Annotated in this window: 20 protein-coding genes; 10 read left to right on the top strand and 10 right to left on the bottom strand. The window is 70.7% G+C overall.

What is annotated here, in order from left to right:
• Positions 1-2: 2 nt before the first annotated feature.
• A complete protein-coding gene (locus LPA41_RS27775) occupies positions 3-803 on the top strand; it encodes an ABC transporter permease (RefSeq protein WP_229073889.1) in 801 nt (266 codons plus the stop codon).
• On the top strand, positions 800-1,756 hold the full coding sequence (locus LPA41_RS27770) for an ATP-binding cassette domain-containing protein (protein ID WP_229073837.1): 957 nt from the start codon (positions 800-802) through the stop codon (positions 1,754-1,756). The genes LPA41_RS27775 and LPA41_RS27770 overlap by 4 nt, the downstream gene beginning before the upstream one ends.
• A gap of 70 nt (positions 1,757-1,826) precedes the next feature.
• On the opposite strand, the gene LPA41_RS27765 is transcribed toward LPA41_RS27770, so the two are convergent.
• Positions 1,827-2,381 (bottom strand): helix-turn-helix domain-containing protein, encoded by a 555-nt coding sequence (locus LPA41_RS27765; protein WP_229073836.1) that lies wholly within the window; start codon positions 2,379-2,381, stop codon positions 1,827-1,829.
• A 65-nt stretch (positions 2,382-2,446) separates the two neighbouring features.
• Here LPA41_RS27765 and LPA41_RS27760 point away from each other — a divergent pair, with 65 nt between their 5' ends.
• Complete coding sequence (locus LPA41_RS27760; RefSeq protein WP_229073835.1) at positions 2,447-3,379, top strand: AzlC family ABC transporter permease; 933 nt, start codon at positions 2,447-2,449, stop codon at positions 3,377-3,379.
• Complete coding sequence (locus LPA41_RS27755; RefSeq protein WP_229073834.1) at positions 3,373-3,681, top strand: AzlD domain-containing protein; 309 nt, start codon at positions 3,373-3,375, stop codon at positions 3,679-3,681. The genes LPA41_RS27760 and LPA41_RS27755 overlap by 7 nt, the downstream gene beginning before the upstream one ends.
• A gap of 897 nt (positions 3,682-4,578) precedes the next feature.
• Here the strand turns inward: LPA41_RS27755 and LPA41_RS27750 are convergent.
• The 3 genes from LPA41_RS27750 to nadA all read right to left on the bottom strand — a co-directional run bounded on the left by LPA41_RS27750 (position 4,579) and on the right by nadA (position 8,006).
• Positions 4,579-5,196 (bottom strand): DUF3043 domain-containing protein, encoded by a 618-nt coding sequence (locus LPA41_RS27750; protein WP_229073833.1) that lies wholly within the window; start codon positions 5,194-5,196, stop codon positions 4,579-4,581.
• Positions 5,197-5,263: 67 nt separating this feature from the next.
• Positions 5,264-6,619: a UDP-N-acetylglucosamine 1-carboxyvinyltransferase gene (gene murA, locus LPA41_RS27745; protein ID WP_306469668.1), complete on the bottom strand. Its 1,356-nt coding sequence runs from the start codon at positions 6,617-6,619 to the stop codon at positions 5,264-5,266.
• Positions 6,620-6,827: 208 nt separating this feature from the next.
• Complete coding sequence (gene nadA, locus LPA41_RS27740; protein ID WP_229073832.1) at positions 6,828-8,006, bottom strand: quinolinate synthase NadA; 1,179 nt, start codon at positions 8,004-8,006, stop codon at positions 6,828-6,830.
• A gap of 60 nt (positions 8,007-8,066) precedes the next feature.
• On the opposite strand from nadA, the gene LPA41_RS27735 reads away from it, so the two are divergent.
• From LPA41_RS27735 to LPA41_RS27720, 4 genes are all read left to right on the top strand, one after another.
• Positions 8,067-9,173 carry a glycerate kinase gene (locus LPA41_RS27735; RefSeq protein ID WP_229073831.1) on the top strand — a complete coding sequence of 369 codons (1,107 nt, stop codon included), beginning with the start codon at positions 8,067-8,069 and terminating at the stop codon, positions 9,171-9,173.
• A 90-nt stretch (positions 9,174-9,263) separates the two neighbouring features.
• Complete coding sequence (erpA, locus tag LPA41_RS27730) at positions 9,264-9,632, top strand: iron-sulfur cluster insertion protein ErpA (protein WP_014441527.1); 369 nt, start codon at positions 9,264-9,266, stop codon at positions 9,630-9,632.
• A 112-nt stretch (positions 9,633-9,744) separates the two neighbouring features.
• A complete protein-coding gene (locus LPA41_RS27725; protein ID WP_229073830.1) occupies positions 9,745-10,722 on the top strand; it encodes a carbohydrate kinase family protein in 978 nt (325 codons plus the stop codon).
• A gap of 17 nt (positions 10,723-10,739) precedes the next feature.
• The gene (locus LPA41_RS27720) at positions 10,740-11,249 is read left to right on the top strand and encodes an ATP-binding protein (protein WP_229073829.1); all 510 of its coding nucleotides are present in this window, start codon (positions 10,740-10,742) and stop codon (positions 11,247-11,249) included.
• Here LPA41_RS27720 and LPA41_RS27715 read toward each other — a convergent pair.
• Together LPA41_RS27715 and LPA41_RS27710 are read right to left on the bottom strand one after the other, a co-directional pair.
• Positions 11,233-11,442 (bottom strand): sulfurtransferase TusA family protein, encoded by a 210-nt coding sequence (locus LPA41_RS27715; RefSeq protein ID WP_229073828.1) that lies wholly within the window; start codon positions 11,440-11,442, stop codon positions 11,233-11,235. The genes LPA41_RS27720 and LPA41_RS27715 overlap by 17 nt on opposite strands.
• Positions 11,439-12,584: an aminotransferase class V-fold PLP-dependent enzyme gene (locus tag LPA41_RS27710; RefSeq protein ID WP_229073827.1), complete on the bottom strand. Its 1,146-nt coding sequence runs from the start codon at positions 12,582-12,584 to the stop codon at positions 11,439-11,441. The genes LPA41_RS27715 and LPA41_RS27710 overlap by 4 nt, the downstream gene beginning before the upstream one ends.
• Positions 12,585-12,752: 168 nt before the next feature.
• Between LPA41_RS27710 and coxB the strand changes: the two genes are divergently transcribed.
• Together coxB and LPA41_RS27700 are read left to right on the top strand one after the other, a co-directional pair.
• Positions 12,753-13,688, top strand: coding sequence for a cytochrome c oxidase subunit II (coxB, locus tag LPA41_RS27705; RefSeq protein ID WP_229073826.1), 936 nt, complete (start codon positions 12,753-12,755; stop codon positions 13,686-13,688).
• Between the two features lie 8 nt (positions 13,689-13,696).
• Entirely contained in the window at positions 13,697-14,155 is a 459-nt protein-coding gene (locus LPA41_RS27700; protein WP_229073825.1) for a cytochrome c oxidase subunit 4, read from the top strand.
• A gap of 50 nt (positions 14,156-14,205) precedes the next feature.
• Here the strand turns inward: LPA41_RS27700 and LPA41_RS27695 are convergent, their stop codons facing one another.
• The 4 genes from LPA41_RS27695 to LPA41_RS27680 form a co-directional block, all read right to left on the bottom strand.
• Entirely contained in the window at positions 14,206-14,409 is a 204-nt protein-coding gene (locus LPA41_RS27695) for a hypothetical protein (protein WP_229073824.1), read from the bottom strand.
• Between the two features lie 118 nt (positions 14,410-14,527).
• Entirely contained in the window at positions 14,528-15,586 is a 1,059-nt protein-coding gene (trpD, locus tag LPA41_RS27690; RefSeq protein WP_229073823.1) for an anthranilate phosphoribosyltransferase, read from the bottom strand.
• Positions 15,587-15,651: 65 nt separating this feature from the next.
• Positions 15,652-16,092 carry a hypothetical protein gene (locus tag LPA41_RS27685; protein WP_229073822.1) on the bottom strand — a complete coding sequence of 147 codons (441 nt, stop codon included), beginning with the start codon at positions 16,090-16,092 and terminating at the stop codon, positions 15,652-15,654.
• A 48-nt stretch (positions 16,093-16,140) separates the two neighbouring features.
• Positions 16,141-17,088 carry a cytochrome c oxidase assembly protein gene (locus LPA41_RS27680; protein WP_229073887.1) on the bottom strand — a complete coding sequence of 316 codons (948 nt, stop codon included), beginning with the start codon at positions 17,086-17,088 and terminating at the stop codon, positions 16,141-16,143.
• Between the last annotated feature and the right edge of the window lie 31 nt (positions 17,089-17,119).

Genomic DNA, 17,119 nt, shown 5'->3' with positions numbered 1-17,119 from the left:
GGGTGGGTGAACTGCGGGCGTACGCGGCCCTGCTGGGCGCCCAGGCCCGTTCGGTGCTCAGCTACCGGGCGTCGTTCCTGGTGGAGGTGGCCGGCAACATGGGCGCCACCGTCTTCGACGTGCTGACCGTGCTGGTGCTGTTCCGGGCGACGCCGAGGGTCGGCGGGTTCACCCTGGAGCAGGCGCTGCTGATGGTCGGGATCAGCTCGGCCGGGTTCGCCCTGGCCGACATGCTTGTCGGCAATGTGGACCGGCTCAAGGTGTACGTGCGTGCCGGAACCCTGGACGCCGTCCTGGTCCGGCCGCTACCGGCGTTGCCGCAGCTGCTGCTGATGGATCTGCCGCTGCGCAAGGCGCTGCGGGTGGTGTTCGGGTTCACCGTGCTCGGCGGGGCGATCGCGATCAACGACATCGACTGGACGCCGGCCCGGGTCGCCCTGGTGGCACTCGCACCCGGCGCGGCGGCCGCGTTCTTCGGATCGATCTTCGTGATCAGTGCGGCACTGGCGTTCTGGTGGGTCGAATCGGGAGAGATGGGCGCCGCTTTCACGTATGGCGGGCGCGATTTCACCTCGTACCCCATCACGGTCTACGGCGAATGGTTCCGCGGCCTTTTCGCGTACGCCCTCGGTTTCGCCTTCGTCGCCTATCAGCCGGCGCTGGCGCTGCTCGGCCGGACCGATCCGCTGGGCCTGCCCGGCTGGGCAGGCTATCTCTCCCCGCTCGTCGCGCTCCTCGCGGCGACCGTCGCCACCGGCGTCTGGCGCGCCGGCATCCGTCAATACCGGAGCACCGGATCATGATCGAATTGCAGGATCTACGGAAAGATTTCACCGTACGGGTCAAAGCGGGCCGCCTCCGCCGGGAGAAAAGGGTCGTCACCGCGGTAGACGGGGTGAGTCTGCGCATCGACCGCGGTGAGATGGTCGGCTACATCGGCCCGAACGGTGCCGGGAAGTCCACCACGCTGAAGATGCTGACCGGGGTGCTGATGCCGTCCGCGGGGGAGGTGTCGGTGTGCGGGCTGGCCCCGGTGCCGCAGCGCACCCGGCTGGCGCTGCGCATCGGCGTGGTCTTCGGCCAGCGGTCCCAGCTCTGGTGGGATCTGCCGTTGCGCGAGTCGTTCGCCCTGCTCCGGCACATCTACCGGGTGCCGTCCGCCGACCACGAGGCCCGGCTGCGGCGCTGCCGCGCCCTGCTCGACCTGGACGCCTTCCTGGACACGCCGGTCCGGCAGCTCTCGCTCGGGCAGCGGATGCGTGGCGAGCTCACCGCGGCCCTGCTGCACGGCCCGGAGGTGCTGTTCCTGGACGAGCCGACGATCGGCCTCGACGTCGTCAGCAAGCAGGCGGTCCGCGCGTTCCTCGCCGAACTCGGTGCCACCGGCGACGTCACCCTGGTGCTGACCACGCACGACCTGGCCGACATCGAACGGCTCTGCGAACGCCTCGTGGTGATCGACCACGGCCGGGTGGTGCACGACGGGACGATCGAGGCGCTGCACGAGCGGTACGGTTCCCGGCGCACCCTGGTCGCCGATCTGGAACGGCCGTTGCCGGAGAACTTCACGCTGCCCGGCGCGGTGCTCACGTCGGTCGAGGCGGGCCGGCACCGGGTCACGTTCGCCCTGGAGTCGGCGGGCGCGGGCGCGGCGGTGGCGGGGCTGGTGTCGGCGGTCGGGGTGCGCGACCTGTCCCTGCTGGAACCGGACATCGAGGACGTGGTGGCCCGCCTCTACGCGGGCGGTGGTGCCTGAAGCGGTGGTGCTTGGAGCGGTGGTGCTTGGAGCGGTGGTGCTTGGAGCGGTGGTGCTTTGTGCCGCTACGTCAGCGGTGCTCCATGATCAGGACGGCCCAGGCCGGTTCCAGGGCCTCGTAGCGGTGCGGCACGTCCCCGGGGAACGTCACGTAGTCACCGGGACCCACCTCGACGGTCTCACCGTCCGGCCCGGTCCGGATCCGGCCCGCGCCCACCACCATGTGCTCGACACTGCCCGGGATGTGCGCCTCGGCCGCCCGTGGCTCCCCGGGCTCCAGCTCCATCACGTAGATGTCGCGCCGGGTGCCCGGCGAACCGGTCGCCAGCAGGGTGGCCGTCACCTCGGCCCGGTCGGCGCGCACCCGAGGGCCCTCGCCGGCGCGGATCACGCGTACCGGGGAGGAAGGCGGCTCGACCAACCGGCTGAACGGGATGCCGAGGGCCACCCCGAGCGCCCACAGCGTCTCGATGCTCGGGTTGCCGGTGCCGGCCTCCAGCTGCGACAGCGTCGACTTGGCCAGCCCGGCACGGCGGGCCAGCTCGGTGAGCGAGATGCCGGCGCGGTCCCGTTCCCGGCGCAGGGCTGCGGCAATGACGGCCAGCGGCGGTGCCGGCTGATGCATGTTCGCTCCATCGGACGGGTTGTTCGGTTTGACGAACGGTATCGACCTCGTTCATCGTAACGAACATGAGTACGCCGAAACGAACACTGCGGGACGCGGGCGCGCTGGCCGCGGCAATGGTCGCGGTGGGTGCCTCCTTCGGTGCCATCGCGATCGCGTACGGGCTGCCACCCTGGACCCCCGTCCTGATGTCCCTGGTCGTCTTCGCCGGGGGCGCCCAGTTCCTCGCGGTCGGTCTGTTCGCCGCCGGCAACCCGGTCGCGGCAGTCCTCGCCGGCCTGCTGCTCAACGCCCGTCACCTGCCGTTCGGCCTGGCCGTGTCCGGCACCCTCGGCACCCGCCTGCGGGACCGCCTCCTCGGCAGCCACCTGATGACCGACGAAACCGTGGCCTTCACCCTGGCCGAAACCGACCCGGCCCGGCGCCGCCGCGTCTACTGGCTGGTCGGCACCACCCTCTTCATCAGCTGGAACATCGGCACCGTCCTCGGCGTCGCCCTCGGCGGAGCCGTCGGCAACCCGGACACGCTCGGCCTGGACGCCGCCTTCCCGGCCGGCCTGATCGCCCTGATCCTCCCCGCCCTGCGCGACCGCGAGACCCGGCTGGTAGCCCTGACCGGCGCCGCCCTCGCCGTCGCGCTGACCCCAGTCCTGCCCGCCGGCCTGCCGGTACTCTGCGCATTGCTGGGCTTGCTCGTGCTGTTCCGCCCCGGCGGCCCCCTGCGCCCCGGCCGCCCCGGCTCCCAGCCTGCTCGTCCCGCCTCCGGCTCCTCGCCTGCTCATCCCGGTCCCGGCTCCTTGCCTGCTCATCGTGGGTCCGGCTCCTTGTCTCCTCGTCCCGGCTCCGATTCCTTGCCCCTTCGCCCCGGTTCGGGCTCCTTGTCTCCTCGTCTCGATTCCGGTTCCCCGGTTCCTCGACTCCGGTCCGGCTTTTTGCGCCCTCGCCCCGGCCTGCGTTCGGACCGTCCTGTCCCGGACACCTGGCGGCCCGCATGCTGATCGCGGCGATCCTGGCCCTGGCGGCCGGCACCTACGCCACCAGGCTCAGCGGCGTACTCCTGCGGGACCGCCTCGAACTCTCCGACCAGTTGCAACGCCTACTCCCCATGGCGGCTGCCGCCCTGCTCACAGCCCTGGCTGCCACCGCCGCCCTGATGGCGGGCAGCGACTTCGCCGGCGTGGCCCGCCCCGCAGGTGTCCTGGTGGGCGGCCTGCTGGCCTGGCGTAAGGCGCCCTTCGTGGTGGTCGTGGTCGCCGCTGCTGGCGTGACGGCCCTGCTGCGCCTTGCCGGCCTTCCCTGAGCGTTTGCCGCACTGCAATCCAACGGGGCTTACCTTCTCCGCTCAGTGCCCCGGATCACCGGCTGGGTGCGACATCATCCGCATCGTCGTCATCAAGGCGGCCGGGTCCGGCTGTCACGGGTGGCTGCCTCAGAGGTGGTTGGAGCGACCGTGGGTGACGGCTGGGCGGGTGTGGCTGTCACGGGTGGCTGCCTCAGCGGTGGTTGGAGCGACCGTGGGTGACGGCTGGGCGGGTGTGGCTGTCACGGGTGGCTGCCTCAGAGGTGGTTGGAGCGACCGTGGGTGACGGCTGGGCGGGTGTGGCTGTCACGGGTGGCTGCCTCAGAGGTGGTTGGAGCGACCGTGGGTGACGGCTGGGCGGGTGCGGCTGTCACGGGTGGCTGCCTCAGAGGTGGTCGGAGCGACCGTGAGTGACAGCCGACCGGGTCCGGCTGTCACCGGTGGTTGCTGGAGAGCGCTCTCGGGCAACCGCCAGCGACAGCCGGGCCTGGGAAGGAGGGGTGGCGCCGGAGAGTGGAACTCCGGCAGCCGCTTCGAGCGCCGGCAGCGCCAAGCAGCGCCGTGCAGCGCCGGAAGCGTCAGCTGCGCTGCCCGGTTTGGCAGCGCCGGAAGCGTCAGCTGCGCTGCCCGGTTTGGCAGCGACGGGAAGCGGCGCTACCCGGTCTGGCAGCGACGGGAAGCGGCGCTGCCAGGTTTGGCAGCGTTGGGGGCCACCGGTGTCGAACAGGCCCGGGAGGGACAGGAGCGCCCGCGGTAGCGCGAGGAGTCGCCGGGAGTGCCAAGGGCGGACGCGCTGCCAGCGATGTGAGGCCGGCTGGGTCGGAGCTGTGCGGGGCTGAGACGCCGGCAGCGCCGCACGAGGGCGGCGCTGCCGGGGAGAGCGGGGGAGTCGGCGGGTCAGATCTTGTCGCCGTACTCGACCTTTGACTTGGGGATCCGCATGCGGCGGAAGGTGAGGCCGCGCATGATGCCGTACAGGTAGAGGGAGCCCATCCGCTGTGTGGTCTGCGGGAAGCGTTCGCGGACCAGTTTTTTGATCTTGCGGGCGATCAGGATGCTGTCGACCAGGACGGCCAGGGCCAGGCCGGCCCAGATCAGGGTGCTGAGGTTCTGGATGGCGCGGTTGGGCACCGAGGAGCCGATCAGGACGACGACGGCGCCGGCGATGAACCAGGAGCCGACCGTGCGGCGGGAGTCGACGATGTCGCGGACCAGGGCGCGCTCCGGGCCGCGGTCGCGGGCGAGCAGGTAGCGCTCGTCGCCGTTGCGCATGCCCTCGTTGGCCTCGGCCCGCTCGGCCCGCTGACGCTCGCGCATCTGCTTGTAGGCCTCTTTGCGGTTCTCCGGTGCCTTGTCCTGCACCCGGCGCCCGGGTGCCACCCGCTTCGGCGTGACCACACCCAGCTCTTTCTTGCTGGGCGTGTAGTTCTTGGGCCGGGGCTCGGTGGCGCTCACCTCCTCCACGACCTGGGTGGGGGCGACGTCGGCTGGCTTGCGGCGAAACAGCGGGGACACGACAGCAGCGTAGCCAAACGGCGCGGTGTGTCACACACCGCGCCGTTGATCGTGACTAAGCTGCAGCTCAGGGTCGTTCGACGTGGGCGCCGAGAGCGGCCAGTTTGCCCTCGAAGTCCTCGTAGCCGCGGTTGATCAGGTTGACGCCGTAGACCCGCGAGGTGCCTTCGGCGGCCAGGGCGGCGATCAGGTGCGCGAAGCCGGCGCGCAGATCGGGGATGACCAGGTCGGCGGCGTGCAGCTTGGAGGGGCCGGCGATGACCGCGGAGTGCATGAAGTTGCGGCGGCCGAAGCGGCAGGGTGTGCCACCGAGGCAGTCCCGGTAGACCTGGATGGTGGCGCCCATCTGGTTGAGCGCCTGGGTGTAACCGAGTCGCTGCTCGTACACCGTCTCGTGCATGATCGAAATGCCGTGGGCCTGGGTCAGGGCCACGACCAGCGGCTGCTGCCAGTCGGTCATGAAGCCGGGGTGCACGTCGGTCTCCAGCGCGACGGCGTTCAGTTCGCCGCCCGGGTGCCAGAACTTGATGCCGCCCTCGGCGCCGGTCACGCCCGGCCGGGCCACCCGGTCGTCGGTGATCTGCAGTTCGCCGCCGATGGACCGGAAGACGTTCAGGAACGTCATCATGTCGGCCTGGCGGGCGCCGACGACCTCGATCTCGCCGCGGGTGGCGAGCGCGGCGGCCGCCCAGCTGGCCGCCTCGATCCGGTCCGGGATCGGCTTGTGGCTGTAGCCGTGCAGCCGGGGCACGCCCTGGATCTCGATGACCCGGTCGGTGTGCACCGTGATGATCGCGCCCATCTTCTGCAGGATGCAGATCAGGTCGATGATCTCCGGCTCGATGGCGGCGTTGCGCAGCTCGGTGACGCCTTCGGCGCGGACCGCGGTGAGCAGCACCTGCTCGGTGGCGCCGACGCTCGGGTAGGGCAGTTCCAGCTTGGCGCCGTGCAGGCCGTTCGGGGCACTGAGGTGCATGCCTTCGGGGCTCTTGTCGACGACCGCGCCGAACTCGCGCAGCGCCTGGATGTGGAAGTCGATCGGGCGCGGCCCGATGTGGCAGCCGCCGAGGTCCGGGATGAACGCGTGACCGAGGCGGTGCAGCAGCGGCCCGCAGAGCAGGATCGGGATGCGGCTGGAGCCGGCGTGCACGTTGATCTCGTCGGTGCTGGCGCTCTCCACGTTGGTGGGGTCCATCACGATCTCGCCGTCCTCGGCGCCGTCGCTGACCTTCACACCGTGCAGTTCGAGCAGGCCGCGGACGACCTCGACGTCACGGATTCGCGGTACGTCGAAAAGGTGGCTCGGTGACTCGCCCAGGAGGGCGGCGACCATCGCCTTGGAAACGAGGTTCTTGGCGCCACGGACGCGGATCTGACCCTGCAACGGCGTTCCACCGTGCACGATCAGGACATCGTCGGTCAACGTAACCTCCAGCCGGCGGGCGACAAGGACGCCCGGTGTACGAGGGGGCAGAGCGAGGGCGGGGGTACCCGATTCTGCAACCGGGGAAGCATAGCGCTGAGTGACAACTACGCCAGTCGTAGAGGCACACGAAACGCCGTTGATCGCCGTTGACTAAGGCAACCTTAAGCAGTCCACCGCGCGGGTGGATTCAACTGGTTACCGACAGTCACGGAAGAGCGAGCATCTTGTCGAGGGCGACGCGTGCTTCGCGAGCGGTCTTCTCGTCCACCGTGATCTGGTTCGGGACGCGCCCGGCGACCAGTTCCTCGAGCGCCCAGACGAGGTGCGGCAGGTCGATGCGGTTCATCGTCGAGCAGTAGCAGACGGCCCGGTCGAGGAACATGATCTGCTTGTCGGGGTGGGCGAGCGCGAGTCGCCGTACCAGATTGAGCTCGGTCCCGACCGCCCACGCCGAACCGGCCGGCGCGGCCTCCAGGGCCTTGATGATGTATTCGGTGGAGCCGACGTAGTCGGCGGCGCGCACCACGTCGTGGCGGCACTCCGGGTGCACCAGCACGTTCACGCCGGGGACGCGTTCGCGCACCTCACGCACGCTGTCGAGGGTGAAGCGGCCGTGCACCGAGCAGTGCCCGCGCCAGAGGATCATGCGGGCGTCGCGCAGCTCCTGGTCGGTCAGGCCGCCCTGGGGCTTGTGCGGGTCGTAGAGCACGCAGTCGTCGAGGTCGAAGCCCATCTCGAGCACCGCGGTGTTGCGGCCCAGGTGCTGGTCGGGCAGGAAGAAGACCTTCGAACCCTGCTCGAACGACCAGGTGAGCGCGCGCTTGGCGTTCGACGAGGTGCAGACCACGCCGGAGTTGCGGCCGACGAAGCCCTTGATGTCCGCCGAGGAGTTCATGTACGTCACGGGGACGATCTCGTCGGCGATCCCGAGGTCCTGGAAGTGCTCCCAGGCGGTCTCCACCTGCCCGAGGACGGCCATGTCGGCCATCGAGCAGCCGGCGGCCAGGTCGGGCAGCACGACCTTCTGGTCGGGCGTGGTGAGGATGTCGGCGCTCTCGGCCATGAAGTGCACACCGCAGAAGACGATGAACTCGGCGTCCGGGCGGGCGGCGGCCTGCTGGGCCAGCTTGAACGAGTCACCGGTGACGTCGGCGAACTGGATCACTTCGTCACGCTGGTAGTGGTGACCGAGAACGAACACCCGTTCGCCGAGCTTCTCCTTGGCCGCACGGGCCCGGGCGACCAGGCCGGGGTCGCTGGGTGCGGGCAGGTCGCCGGGGCAGTCCACGCCGCGCTCGCTCGCCGGGTCGGTGCCCTTACCGAGCAGGAGCAGGGCCAGCGGGGTGTTCGAGGGTTCGGTCCAGGTCGACGTCACGCCAGCCATATTCGCACAGCGCCGGTTCGGTGGCTGCGGGCTGACGGGGTGTGCTGCCACACTCGCGGGGTGCGCGTACTGATCTGTCCGGACAAGTTCGCCGGCACCCTTTCCGCTCCCGCCGTCGCCGATGCTGTCGCCGAGGGCTGGTCCGTCCCCGATGACGTTCTCGTCCGCCGCCCGCTCGCCGACGGCGGCCCGGGTTTCGTCGAAGTGCTCGCGACCGCGCTGGACGGCCGGCGCATCCCGGTCGCCACGGTCGACCCGCTCGGCCGGCCCGCGGCGGGGGAGATCCTCCTCGCCGGCACCACCGCGTACGTGGAGAGCGCCCAGGCGTGCGGTCTGCACCTGCTCAGCGCGGCCGAACGTGACCCCCGGGTGACCACCTCGTACGGCCTGGGCCTGCTGCTGACCGCCGCCGTGGAGTCCGGCGCGGCCGAGGTCGTGGTCGGGCTGGGCGGGTCGGCGGTGAACGACGCGGGCGCCGGCATGCTCGCCGCGCTCGGCGCCGGTCCGGTCGACGCGGCCGGGTACGCCCTGCCCTACGGCGGTGGCCCGCTGATCACCGCGGCCGGACTGGCCGGTGAGCCCCGGCTGCGGCAGGTCGGCCTGGTCGCCGCGACGGACGTCGACAACCCGCTGACCGGCCTGCACGGCGCCAGCAACGTCTTCGGCCCGCAGAAGGGCGCCTCCCGGGAGGACGTGCTGCGCCTGGACGCGGCGCTGGAGCACTTCGCCGGTGTGCTGGAGACCGCGTTCGGGCGTACCGGGCTGACCACCGAGCCGGGCGGGGGCGCGGCCGGCGGGCTGGGTGCCGCACTCATCGCGCTGGGTGGCCGGGTGACCTCGGGTATCAACCTGGTCACGAATCTGATCGGCCTGGACGCCGAGCTGGACGCGGCCGACCTGGTGATCACCGGGGAGGGCTCGTTCGACCACCAGTCGCTGCGCGGGAAGGTGGTCGCCGGGATCGCGGCCGGCGCCCGGGACCGCGGGCTGCCCTGCGTGGTGCTGGCCGGTCGCAACGAGACCGGGCACCGGGAGGCCGCGGCGGCGGGGGTGACCGAGACCTACACCCTCGTCGAGCACTTCGGGTCGGTCGAGCGGGCCCTCGCCGAACCGGCGCGCGGCCTGCGCGAACTTTCCGGACGCTTGGCGGAGCAGTGGAGCCGGTGATCTGTGATGCCCGAGATTGGGAATCCTGGCGAATGGGGTTAGCGTTGGCCTGTACGGCACATGTGACCGCACCTGGCAGGGAGATACCTAGTGACCACTGAAGCGCACACCGAGTCGACCGAGGCGACCGCCCCGACCGGCGTCACCCTCACCGACGTCGCCGCGGTGAAGGTCAAGGCCCTGATCGAGCAGGAAGGGCGCGACGACCTGCGCCTGCGCATCGCCGTACAGCCCGGTGGCTGCTCCGGCCTGCGTTACCAGCTCTTCTTCGACGAGCGTTCCCTCGACGGCGACGTCGTGAACGACTTCGGCGGTGTCGAGGTAGTCGTGGACCGGATGTCCGCTCCTTACCTGGCGGGCGCGACGATCGACTTCGCGGACCGCATCGACGCGCAGGGCTTCACGATCGACAACCCGAACGCGCAGAACTCCTGCGCCTGCGGCGACTCGTTCCACTGATCGAAAACGCTCGACCAACAGGCCGTCCCGTCCACGGGGCGGCCTGTTGTGCTTCCTCGGCCGGTAGTCTCAGGGCGTAACAGCCCCCTGTTTCCTATCCTCGAGGGCCGAAATGAAGATCGCCGTCACCGGCTCGATCGCCACCGACCATCTGATGCACTTCCCCGGCAAGTTCGCCGACCAGCTCATCGCCGACCAGCTGCACAAGGTGTCGCTCTCCTTCCTCGTCGACGACCTGGTGGTGCGGCGCGGCGGAGTGGCACCGAACATCGCCTTCGGGATGGGCAAGCTGGGCCTGCGGCCGATCCTGGTCGGTGCGGTCGGTGCCGACTTCGCCGACTACCGGTCGTGGCTGGAGCGGCACGGGGTGGACTGCGACTCGGTGCACGTCAGCGACGTCGCACACACCGCCCGGTTCGTCTGCACCACCGACGACGAGCTCAACCAGATCGCCTCCTTCTACGCCGGGGCGATGGCCGAGGCCCGCAACATCGAGCTGGCGCCGGTGAACCAGCGGGCCGGCGGCCTCGACCTGGTGCTGGTCGGGGCGAACGACCCGGCCGCGATGATCCGCCACTCGCAGGAGTGCCGGGCCCGGGGGTACGCGTTCGTCGCCGACCCCTCGCAGCAGCTCGCCCGGATGGACGGCTCCGACGTGCTGAGCCTGATCCGCGGCGCCGAATACCTGATGACCAATGAGTACGAGCGGTCGCTGCTGGAGACCAAGGCCGGCCTCACCTCCGACCAGGTGCTGGACGAGGTGAAGATCCGGGTCACCACGCTCGGCAAGGACGGCGTGGAGATCACCGGCAAGTCGATCGAGCGGATTCACGTGCCGGTCGTCCCGGACGTGACCGGCGAGGACCCGACGGGCGTCGGCGACGGTTTCCGGGCCGGCTTCTTCGCCGGTGTCTCCTGGGGTCTGGGCCTGGAGCGGTCGGCGCAGGTCGGCTCGCTCGTCGCGGCCCTGGTGCTGGAGACCGTCGGCACCCAGGAGTACGACATCCGGACGCCCGACTTCACCGAGCGCTTCGCGGCAGCGTACGGCGAGGAAGCCGCGGCCGAGATCACGCCGCACCTGCCCGAGTAGAACGTAGGAAAAGCACCATGGTTCTAGCGGTCTTCGCCGGGTTGCCCGGCGTCGGCAAGAGCACCCTCGCCGGGCAGGTCGCCGCCGAGCTCCGGGCGTCGGTGCTCGCGGTCGACACGGTCGACTTCACGCTCCAGCGCTACGGCGTGCAGGAGCACCGGCCCGGGTTCGCCGCCTACGGCGTGGTGGCCGCGCTCGCCGAGGAGCAGCTCAAAATCGGTCAGAGTGTGATCATCGACGCGGTGAACCCGGTCCGGTCGGCCCGCCAGCTCTGGGTGGACCTGGCCGACCGGATGGAGGTGCCGCTGCGCGTGGTCGAGGTGATGTGCGGCGACGACGCCGAGCACCGGCGCCGGGTCGAGGCCCGCTACGCGACCCGCGACCACGAGGGCGTCCCCGACTGGGTCCGGGTGCTGGAGCGCCAGGCGGAGTACGAGCCCTACCTGGGTCCCCGCCTGGTCGTCGACACCTTCCTCGCGAAGGACCCCGTCCCGCAGGTCGTGTCGTACCTCAGCCCACCCGCCTGACGTCGAACTGATGGCCGTGGCCGGCGACGAACTCGTGCCCTTTCATGCGGCACCACGCGGGGATGTCGTTGGCTGCGGCCGGGTCGTCCGCGAGCACCCGGACGACCGCACCCACCGGCACGCCGGGTATCGCCTTCGCCAGCTTGATCACCGGTAGCGGGCAGCGCTGGCCCAGGCAGTCCAGCGTGATCACAGGCCGGCCTCCTTCCGGATGTCCGCGACCAGACCGGGCAGCACCGCGAGGAATCGCTCCACGTGTTCCGGCGTGGTGTCCCGGTGCAGCGAGACCCGGACGTTGCCGTGGCTGAGCACCCCCATCGCCTCCAGCACGTGACTGGGCCGCAGCGTGGACGACGTGCAGGAGGAGCCGGACGAGACGGCGAACCCGTGCCGGTCCAGGGCGTGCAGCAGGGCCTCGCCGTCCACGTAGAGGCAGCTGAACGTGACCAGGTGCGGCAGCCGCCGCACCGGGTCACCGACGATCTCCACATCCGGCACGGTGGCGGCGACCCGGTCCCGGATCCGGTCCACCAGCGCGCCCAGCCGCACCGCCTCGGCCTGCGCCTGCGACACGACGGCACGCAGGGCGGCCGCCGCGGCGACGATCGCCGGCAGGTCCGGCGCCCCCGCCGGGCGAGGGCGATAAAGATCATCTTGGGGGAGCGGTGAGATCCACCGCACACCTTTGCGGACCACCAGGACACCGACCCCGGGCGGGCCACCCCACTTGTGGGCGCTCGCGCTGAGCAGCGACCAACCCTGGGGTACGGGCGACCGCCCGACCGTCTGGGCCGCGTCCACGAACAACGGCACGCCGGCCTCGGCGCAGAGCTCGGCCGCGGCGTCCACCGGCTGCACCGTGCCGACCTCGTGGCTGGCGCTGATCAGGCTCGCCAGGGCCACACCCGGCGCGGACACGGCCCGGCCCCAGGCGTCCAGGTCGAGCCGGCCGAGCCGGTCCACGCCGACCTCGGCCGCCTCGGTGGTGCGGGCGGCGTGCAGCACGGCCGAGTGCTCGATCGCCGAGTGCACCAGGGTGCGGCCGGCCCGCTGCCGGCCGGCGAGTCCGCCGAGGACAGCGGCTTGCGCGGCGGAGGTGCCCGACGGCCAGAAGGTGAGCTCGTCCGCCCGTACCCCCAGGATCTCGGCGACCACCCCGGTGGCCGCCTCGTGTAGTTGCTGGGCCCGCCGCCCGGCCGCGTAGAGGCGCGAGGGATCCGCCCAGCCGTCGGTCAGCGACGCGAGAAGAGCCTCGCGGGCCACCGGATGCAGCGGTGCCGCGCTCGCGGCGTCGAGGTATATCGGCTCCGCGGCCGGATCGCCTGTGTAATCCACACTCCGAACGGTATCGTCCGGTTGTCCGGGAGTTTGCTTTCCGACCGGCTGCGGCCCCCCGGTGGCGGGCCGTCCGGGCTTGGTCGAGTAGTGTGCGACCGTCGGTGAGCCTTGCCGCCTGGTGTCCGTTTCGACGGCCCGGCGGCGCTGCTAAGGAGGCAGAAGCAGGTGGGCGCAAGGAGTTCGGCCACACGGCCGCGGGCAGTAGGCCGGGCGGCCGGGCTGGGTCTCGGCGGTGCGACGCTGCTGACGCTGCTCTCGGGATGCTCGATCGAGGACTGGGGTAACACGTTCGGCCACTTCGGGTGGCCGAGCAACGGCATTACCCTGCAGGCCCACGAGATGTACGACCTGTGGATCGCGGCAACCGTCGCGGCCCTCGCGGTCGGCTTCGGAGTGTGGGGCCTGATCTTCTGGTGTGTCATCCGGTATCGCAAGCGTGGCGACGAGCTGCCCGTGCAGACCCGGTTCAACATGCCGATGGAGATTCTCTACACGGTCACGCCGGTGCTGATCGTCGCGGTGCTCTTCTACTACACCGCGATCGTGCAGACCAACGTGGACAAGCTGTCGAAGAACCCCGACCAGGTCGTCGAGGTCGTGGCGTTCAAGTGGAACTGGCAGTTCAACTACCGCGACGGGATGGGCCGCGAGGCCAAAACTGTCGCCTCGACGATCGGCTCCTCGGACGTCATCCCGATCCTGGTGCTCCCGGTGGGTCAGAAGATCCGCTTCGAGGAGACCAGCCGGGACGTCATCCACTCGTTCTGGGTGCCGGAGATGCTGTTCAAGCGCGATGTCTTCCCGGGCAGTGTGCGCAACGTCTTCGAGGTGACGCTCGACCGTGAGGGCCGCTACGTGGGCCGCTGCGCCGAGCTCTGCGGGACGTACCACGCCTTCATGAACTTCGAGCTGGTGGTGGTCTCGCCGGAGCGGTTCGACCAGTTCATCGGCGCGAAGACGGGCGGTGCCTCCACGCAGGAGGCGATGGCCGCGATCGGCTTCACCGGTGCCGAGTCGTATGCGACCACGACGACGCCGTTCAACACGCGTCGCCAGGACAGCAGCTGGAACCAGCCCGAGAACGTAGCGGCAGGGAAGTAGGACTCGACGTGCGGACCGAATACAAGATCTTCGCCGGCGTTGCCGTCTTCCTCTTCGGAGCGGCCACGGTCTACGGCTTGTACACCGACGGGACCGGCAACGCGTCCGGCACCCAGGGCGACGGCTTCACGGGTGGTGTCGAGTGGGTCGGCACCGTCGCGCTGATCCTTTCCGGCCTGCTGTGCGCGATGTGCGCGGGCTTCTTCTGGTTCGTCGCCCGGCGCATCGACCTGCGCCCGGAGGACCGGGAGGACGGCGAGATCTTCGAGGGCGCCGGCGAGGTCGGCTTCTTCAGCCCGGGCAGCTACTGGCCGTTCGGCATCGCGCTCTCCGCGGCGATCGCCGGCATCGGCCTGGTCTTCTGGATGTGGTGGCTGGTGGCCTTCGGCCTGATCGCGGTCGTCTTCTCGTCCTGCGGCATGCTGTTCGAGTACTACAGCGGCACCCGGCACACCGCCGAGCACTGAGCTGAGCAAGGAGAAAGCCCGCATCCCCTCCGGGAGGATGCGGGCTTCTTCTATGCCACGCGGCGTTGCTCGGGAGCGATCTTGCGACTGTCGGGCCGGAGCCACAGGTGTACGACGATCGGCGCGACCACCTCGGCGGCCCCGCACCGGGTGCAGACCAGCTCGGGGCAGTCGTCGTGACCGTCCTCGCAGGGCGGGACCTCGAAGAGCATGTCGCCGTCGCAGATGACGCAGCGCAGTTCGCGTTCGCGCACGGGTGTCTCCTTCGCCGGAAGGTGGAATTACCCGAATGTCATTCCAGACGCTTTCACGTATAACGGACATTCCGGTGTATTGCCCACGGCGTGTTGGGTTCTATCTTCCGCAACGACTCTATTCCGCGGATTTGGCGGCCTGCGCCGCGGCCACCCAGCGGTCCAGCTGAGCCGTCACGGCCCCGGAGTCGATCGTGTCCTGGGCCCGGGCGATCCCGGCCCGCAGCGTGTCCCTGAAGTCCCCGGGGAAGCCGCTCTGCGCCGCGATGGCGGCCGCCGCGTTCAGCACCACGGCGTCGCGGACCGCCCCCGGCTCGCCGGCGAACGTGCGGCGGGCCACATCGGCGTTGAAGACCGTGTCGCCGCCGCGCAGCGCGTCCGGCGCGCTGCGGGGCAGACCCAGCTCCACCGCGTCGACGAGCAGCTCCTCCACCTTGCCGTCCTTGGCGAGCCAGATCCGGGTCGGCGCGGCCGTGGTGAACTCGTCCAGGCCGTCCTCGCCGCGCATCACCAGCGCCGAGTCACCGCGCCGGGCGAACACCTCGGCCATCACCGGGGCCATCCGCGGGTCGAAACAACCGACCGCCGCGGCCGTCGGCCGGGCCGGGTTGGTCAGCGGGCCGAGCACGTTGAAGAACGTCGGGACGCCCAGCTCGCGCCGGGTCACGGCGGCGTGCCGCATGCCCGGGTGGTAGCGGGCCGCGAAACAGAACCCGATGCCGGCCTCGGCGACCGTGCGGGCCACCCCGGCCGGGCCCAGGTCGAGCGGGATGCCGAAGTGCTCCAGCAGGTCGGCCGTGCCGGTGGTGGACGACGCCGACCGGTTGCCGTGCTTCACCACGGTCACCCCGGCGGCCGCCGTCACGATCGCGGCCATCGTCGAGATGTTCACCGTGTTGGCCCGGTCGCCGCCGGTGCCGACCACGTCGACCGCGCTGGTGCGCACCTTCTCCGGCAGCTCCACCAGGGTGGCCGCCGCCAGCATCGCCTGCACCAGGCCGGCCAGCTCGGCCGGCGACTCACCCTTGGCGCGCATCGCCATGGCGAAACCGGCGATCTGGACCGGCGTGGCGTTGCCGGCCATGATCTCGCCCATGGCCCAGGCGGTGTCCTCGGTGGCGAGATCCTCGCCGCGCAGCAGGGCACTCGTCAGGTTGGGCCAGGTACGTGCGGCCATCGCGGGGCCTTCCTTCGTCGTCGGCTCTCGTGGTGGGCGGCCGGGCGGCTCCCGCGTGCGGCCGGTCAGTGTGCGGGGGTGCCCTGGGTGCCCAGCGGGATCGCACCGGCGCGGCGGGCGCGCAGCAGGCCGGCGACCGTCTGCCCGGTGGTCACCGGGTCGAGCGGGGCGAGCAGCGTGGCGTCGACCTGCGCGTACGCCGCGAGCCAGCGGTCCGCGGCCCGGGCGATCACGACGCACGTCGGCGGAGGCGAAAGATATTCGTCCTTGGTCTGCCGGGCGATGCCGAGACCACCGGCGGGGGCGGCCTCGCCGTCCAGGACCATCAGATCGATCTCGAACTCGTCGAGCAGCCGGCGGCACTCCTCCCACGAGGAGGCGTCGGTGAACTCGACGCTCAGGTCGGCGGCGGGCCGCGTGCCGATGGCGAGCCGGATCCGGTCGCGCACGGCGGCGTCGTCGCTGTAGAGCAGAACGGTGTACTGAGTCGGCGTCGCGTCGCTCATGGTGTGCCCCGCCTCACGTCGTAGGTCCTGAGGATCGTACCGAATCCGTTATCCGGCGTCGGGCTCCGGTCGTGCCGGGGAGTCCGTGTTTGTGATCTTGGCCGCGGCGACGGCCTCCTCGCGGTCCAGTGCCCGGTCGATCCGCTTCGCCTCGCGCTCCGACTGGCGGACCCACTGGACCACCAGGATGCCGAGCATCGTGACGCTGACGATCTCGCCGCCGGCCCAGAGGATGCCGCCCGCGGTGACCTGGTCCGCGACCGGGTCCAGCCAGCTCAGCCCCAGGCTGGGGTACCAGTCGCCGCCCAGCAGCTCCTTGCTCTGCATGATCGTCAGGCCGAGCACCGTGTGGAACGGCACGGAGAGCACCATGAGCAGGGCGCGGGCCGGGTACGGCCACCGGTTCGGCAGCGGGTCGAGCCCGAGCAGCGGCCAGAAGAAGAGGCAGCCCGTCACGATGAAGTGCAGGTGGACGAACTCGTGGATCCAGACGTGCTCCAGGGTCGCCCGGTACGCGCCGGTGAAGTAGAGGACGAACGGGTTCGCGATGAAGAGTCCGAACGCGACGAGCGGGAACGTCAGCACCCGGACGTACCGGCTGTGCAGGACCGCGAGCAGCACCTTGCGCGGCGCCGGCTGCAGGGTGCGCAGGGCCAGCGTGGTCGGCGCGCCGAGCGCCAGGAAGATCGGGCCCACCATGGACAGCACCATGTGCTGCACCATGTGCACCGAGATCATCGTGGTGTCGTACGCCTCGATGCCGGTGACCGTGACCGCCGCGACGGAGCCGAGTCCACCCGCGACGAAGGCGGCGGTCCGCCCGACCGGCCAGTGGTCGCCCCGCTGCCGCAGGCGCCACACGCCGTACAGATACACCGCTGCGGAGACCACCAGACCCAGTGCGATCAGGCTGAACACGTTGAACTGGGTGAAGATGACCGACGCGCTGAACGGCGGGAGTCCAGTATCCCCTCCGGAGGCCGCCAGTGTGGGCATTTCGTCGAGAAGCACCCCTCGAGGCTAGGCC

The organism is Actinoplanes sp. DH11, assembly GCF_020873875.1.
In the GTDB taxonomy this organism is placed as follows: Bacteria; Actinomycetota; Actinomycetes; order Mycobacteriales; family Micromonosporaceae; genus Actinoplanes.
The sequence above is the reverse complement of the archived record's forward strand: the minus strand, read 5'-3'. Positions and strand labels throughout refer to the sequence as shown.

Coding starts and splice junctions, on each gene's coding strand:
- LPA41_RS27725 (WP_229073830.1), top strand. CDS start 9,745: ATGAAGATCGCCGTCACCGGCTCGATCGCCACCGACCATCTGATGCAC.
- LPA41_RS27685 (WP_229073822.1), bottom strand. CDS start 16,092: ATGAGCGACGCGACGCCGACTCAGTACACCGTTCTGCTCTACAGCGAC.
- LPA41_RS27680 (WP_229073887.1), bottom strand. CDS start 17,088: ATGCCCACACTGGCGGCCTCCGGAGGGGATACTGGACTCCCGCCGTTC.
- trpD (WP_229073823.1), bottom strand. CDS start 15,586: ATGGCCGCACGTACCTGGCCCAACCTGACGAGTGCCCTGCTGCGCGGC.
- nadA (WP_229073832.1), bottom strand. CDS start 8,006: ATGGCTGGCGTGACGTCGACCTGGACCGAACCCTCGAACACCCCGCTG.
- LPA41_RS27755 (WP_229073834.1), top strand. CDS start 3,373: ATGCTGATCGCGGCGATCCTGGCCCTGGCGGCCGGCACCTACGCCACC.
- LPA41_RS27720 (WP_229073829.1), top strand. CDS start 10,740: ATGGTTCTAGCGGTCTTCGCCGGGTTGCCCGGCGTCGGCAAGAGCACC.
- LPA41_RS27760 (WP_229073835.1), top strand. CDS start 2,447: ATGAGTACGCCGAAACGAACACTGCGGGACGCGGGCGCGCTGGCCGCG.
- LPA41_RS27770 (WP_229073837.1), top strand. CDS start 800: ATGATCGAATTGCAGGATCTACGGAAAGATTTCACCGTACGGGTCAAA.
- LPA41_RS27765 (WP_229073836.1), bottom strand. CDS start 2,381: ATGCATCAGCCGGCACCGCCGCTGGCCGTCATTGCCGCAGCCCTGCGC.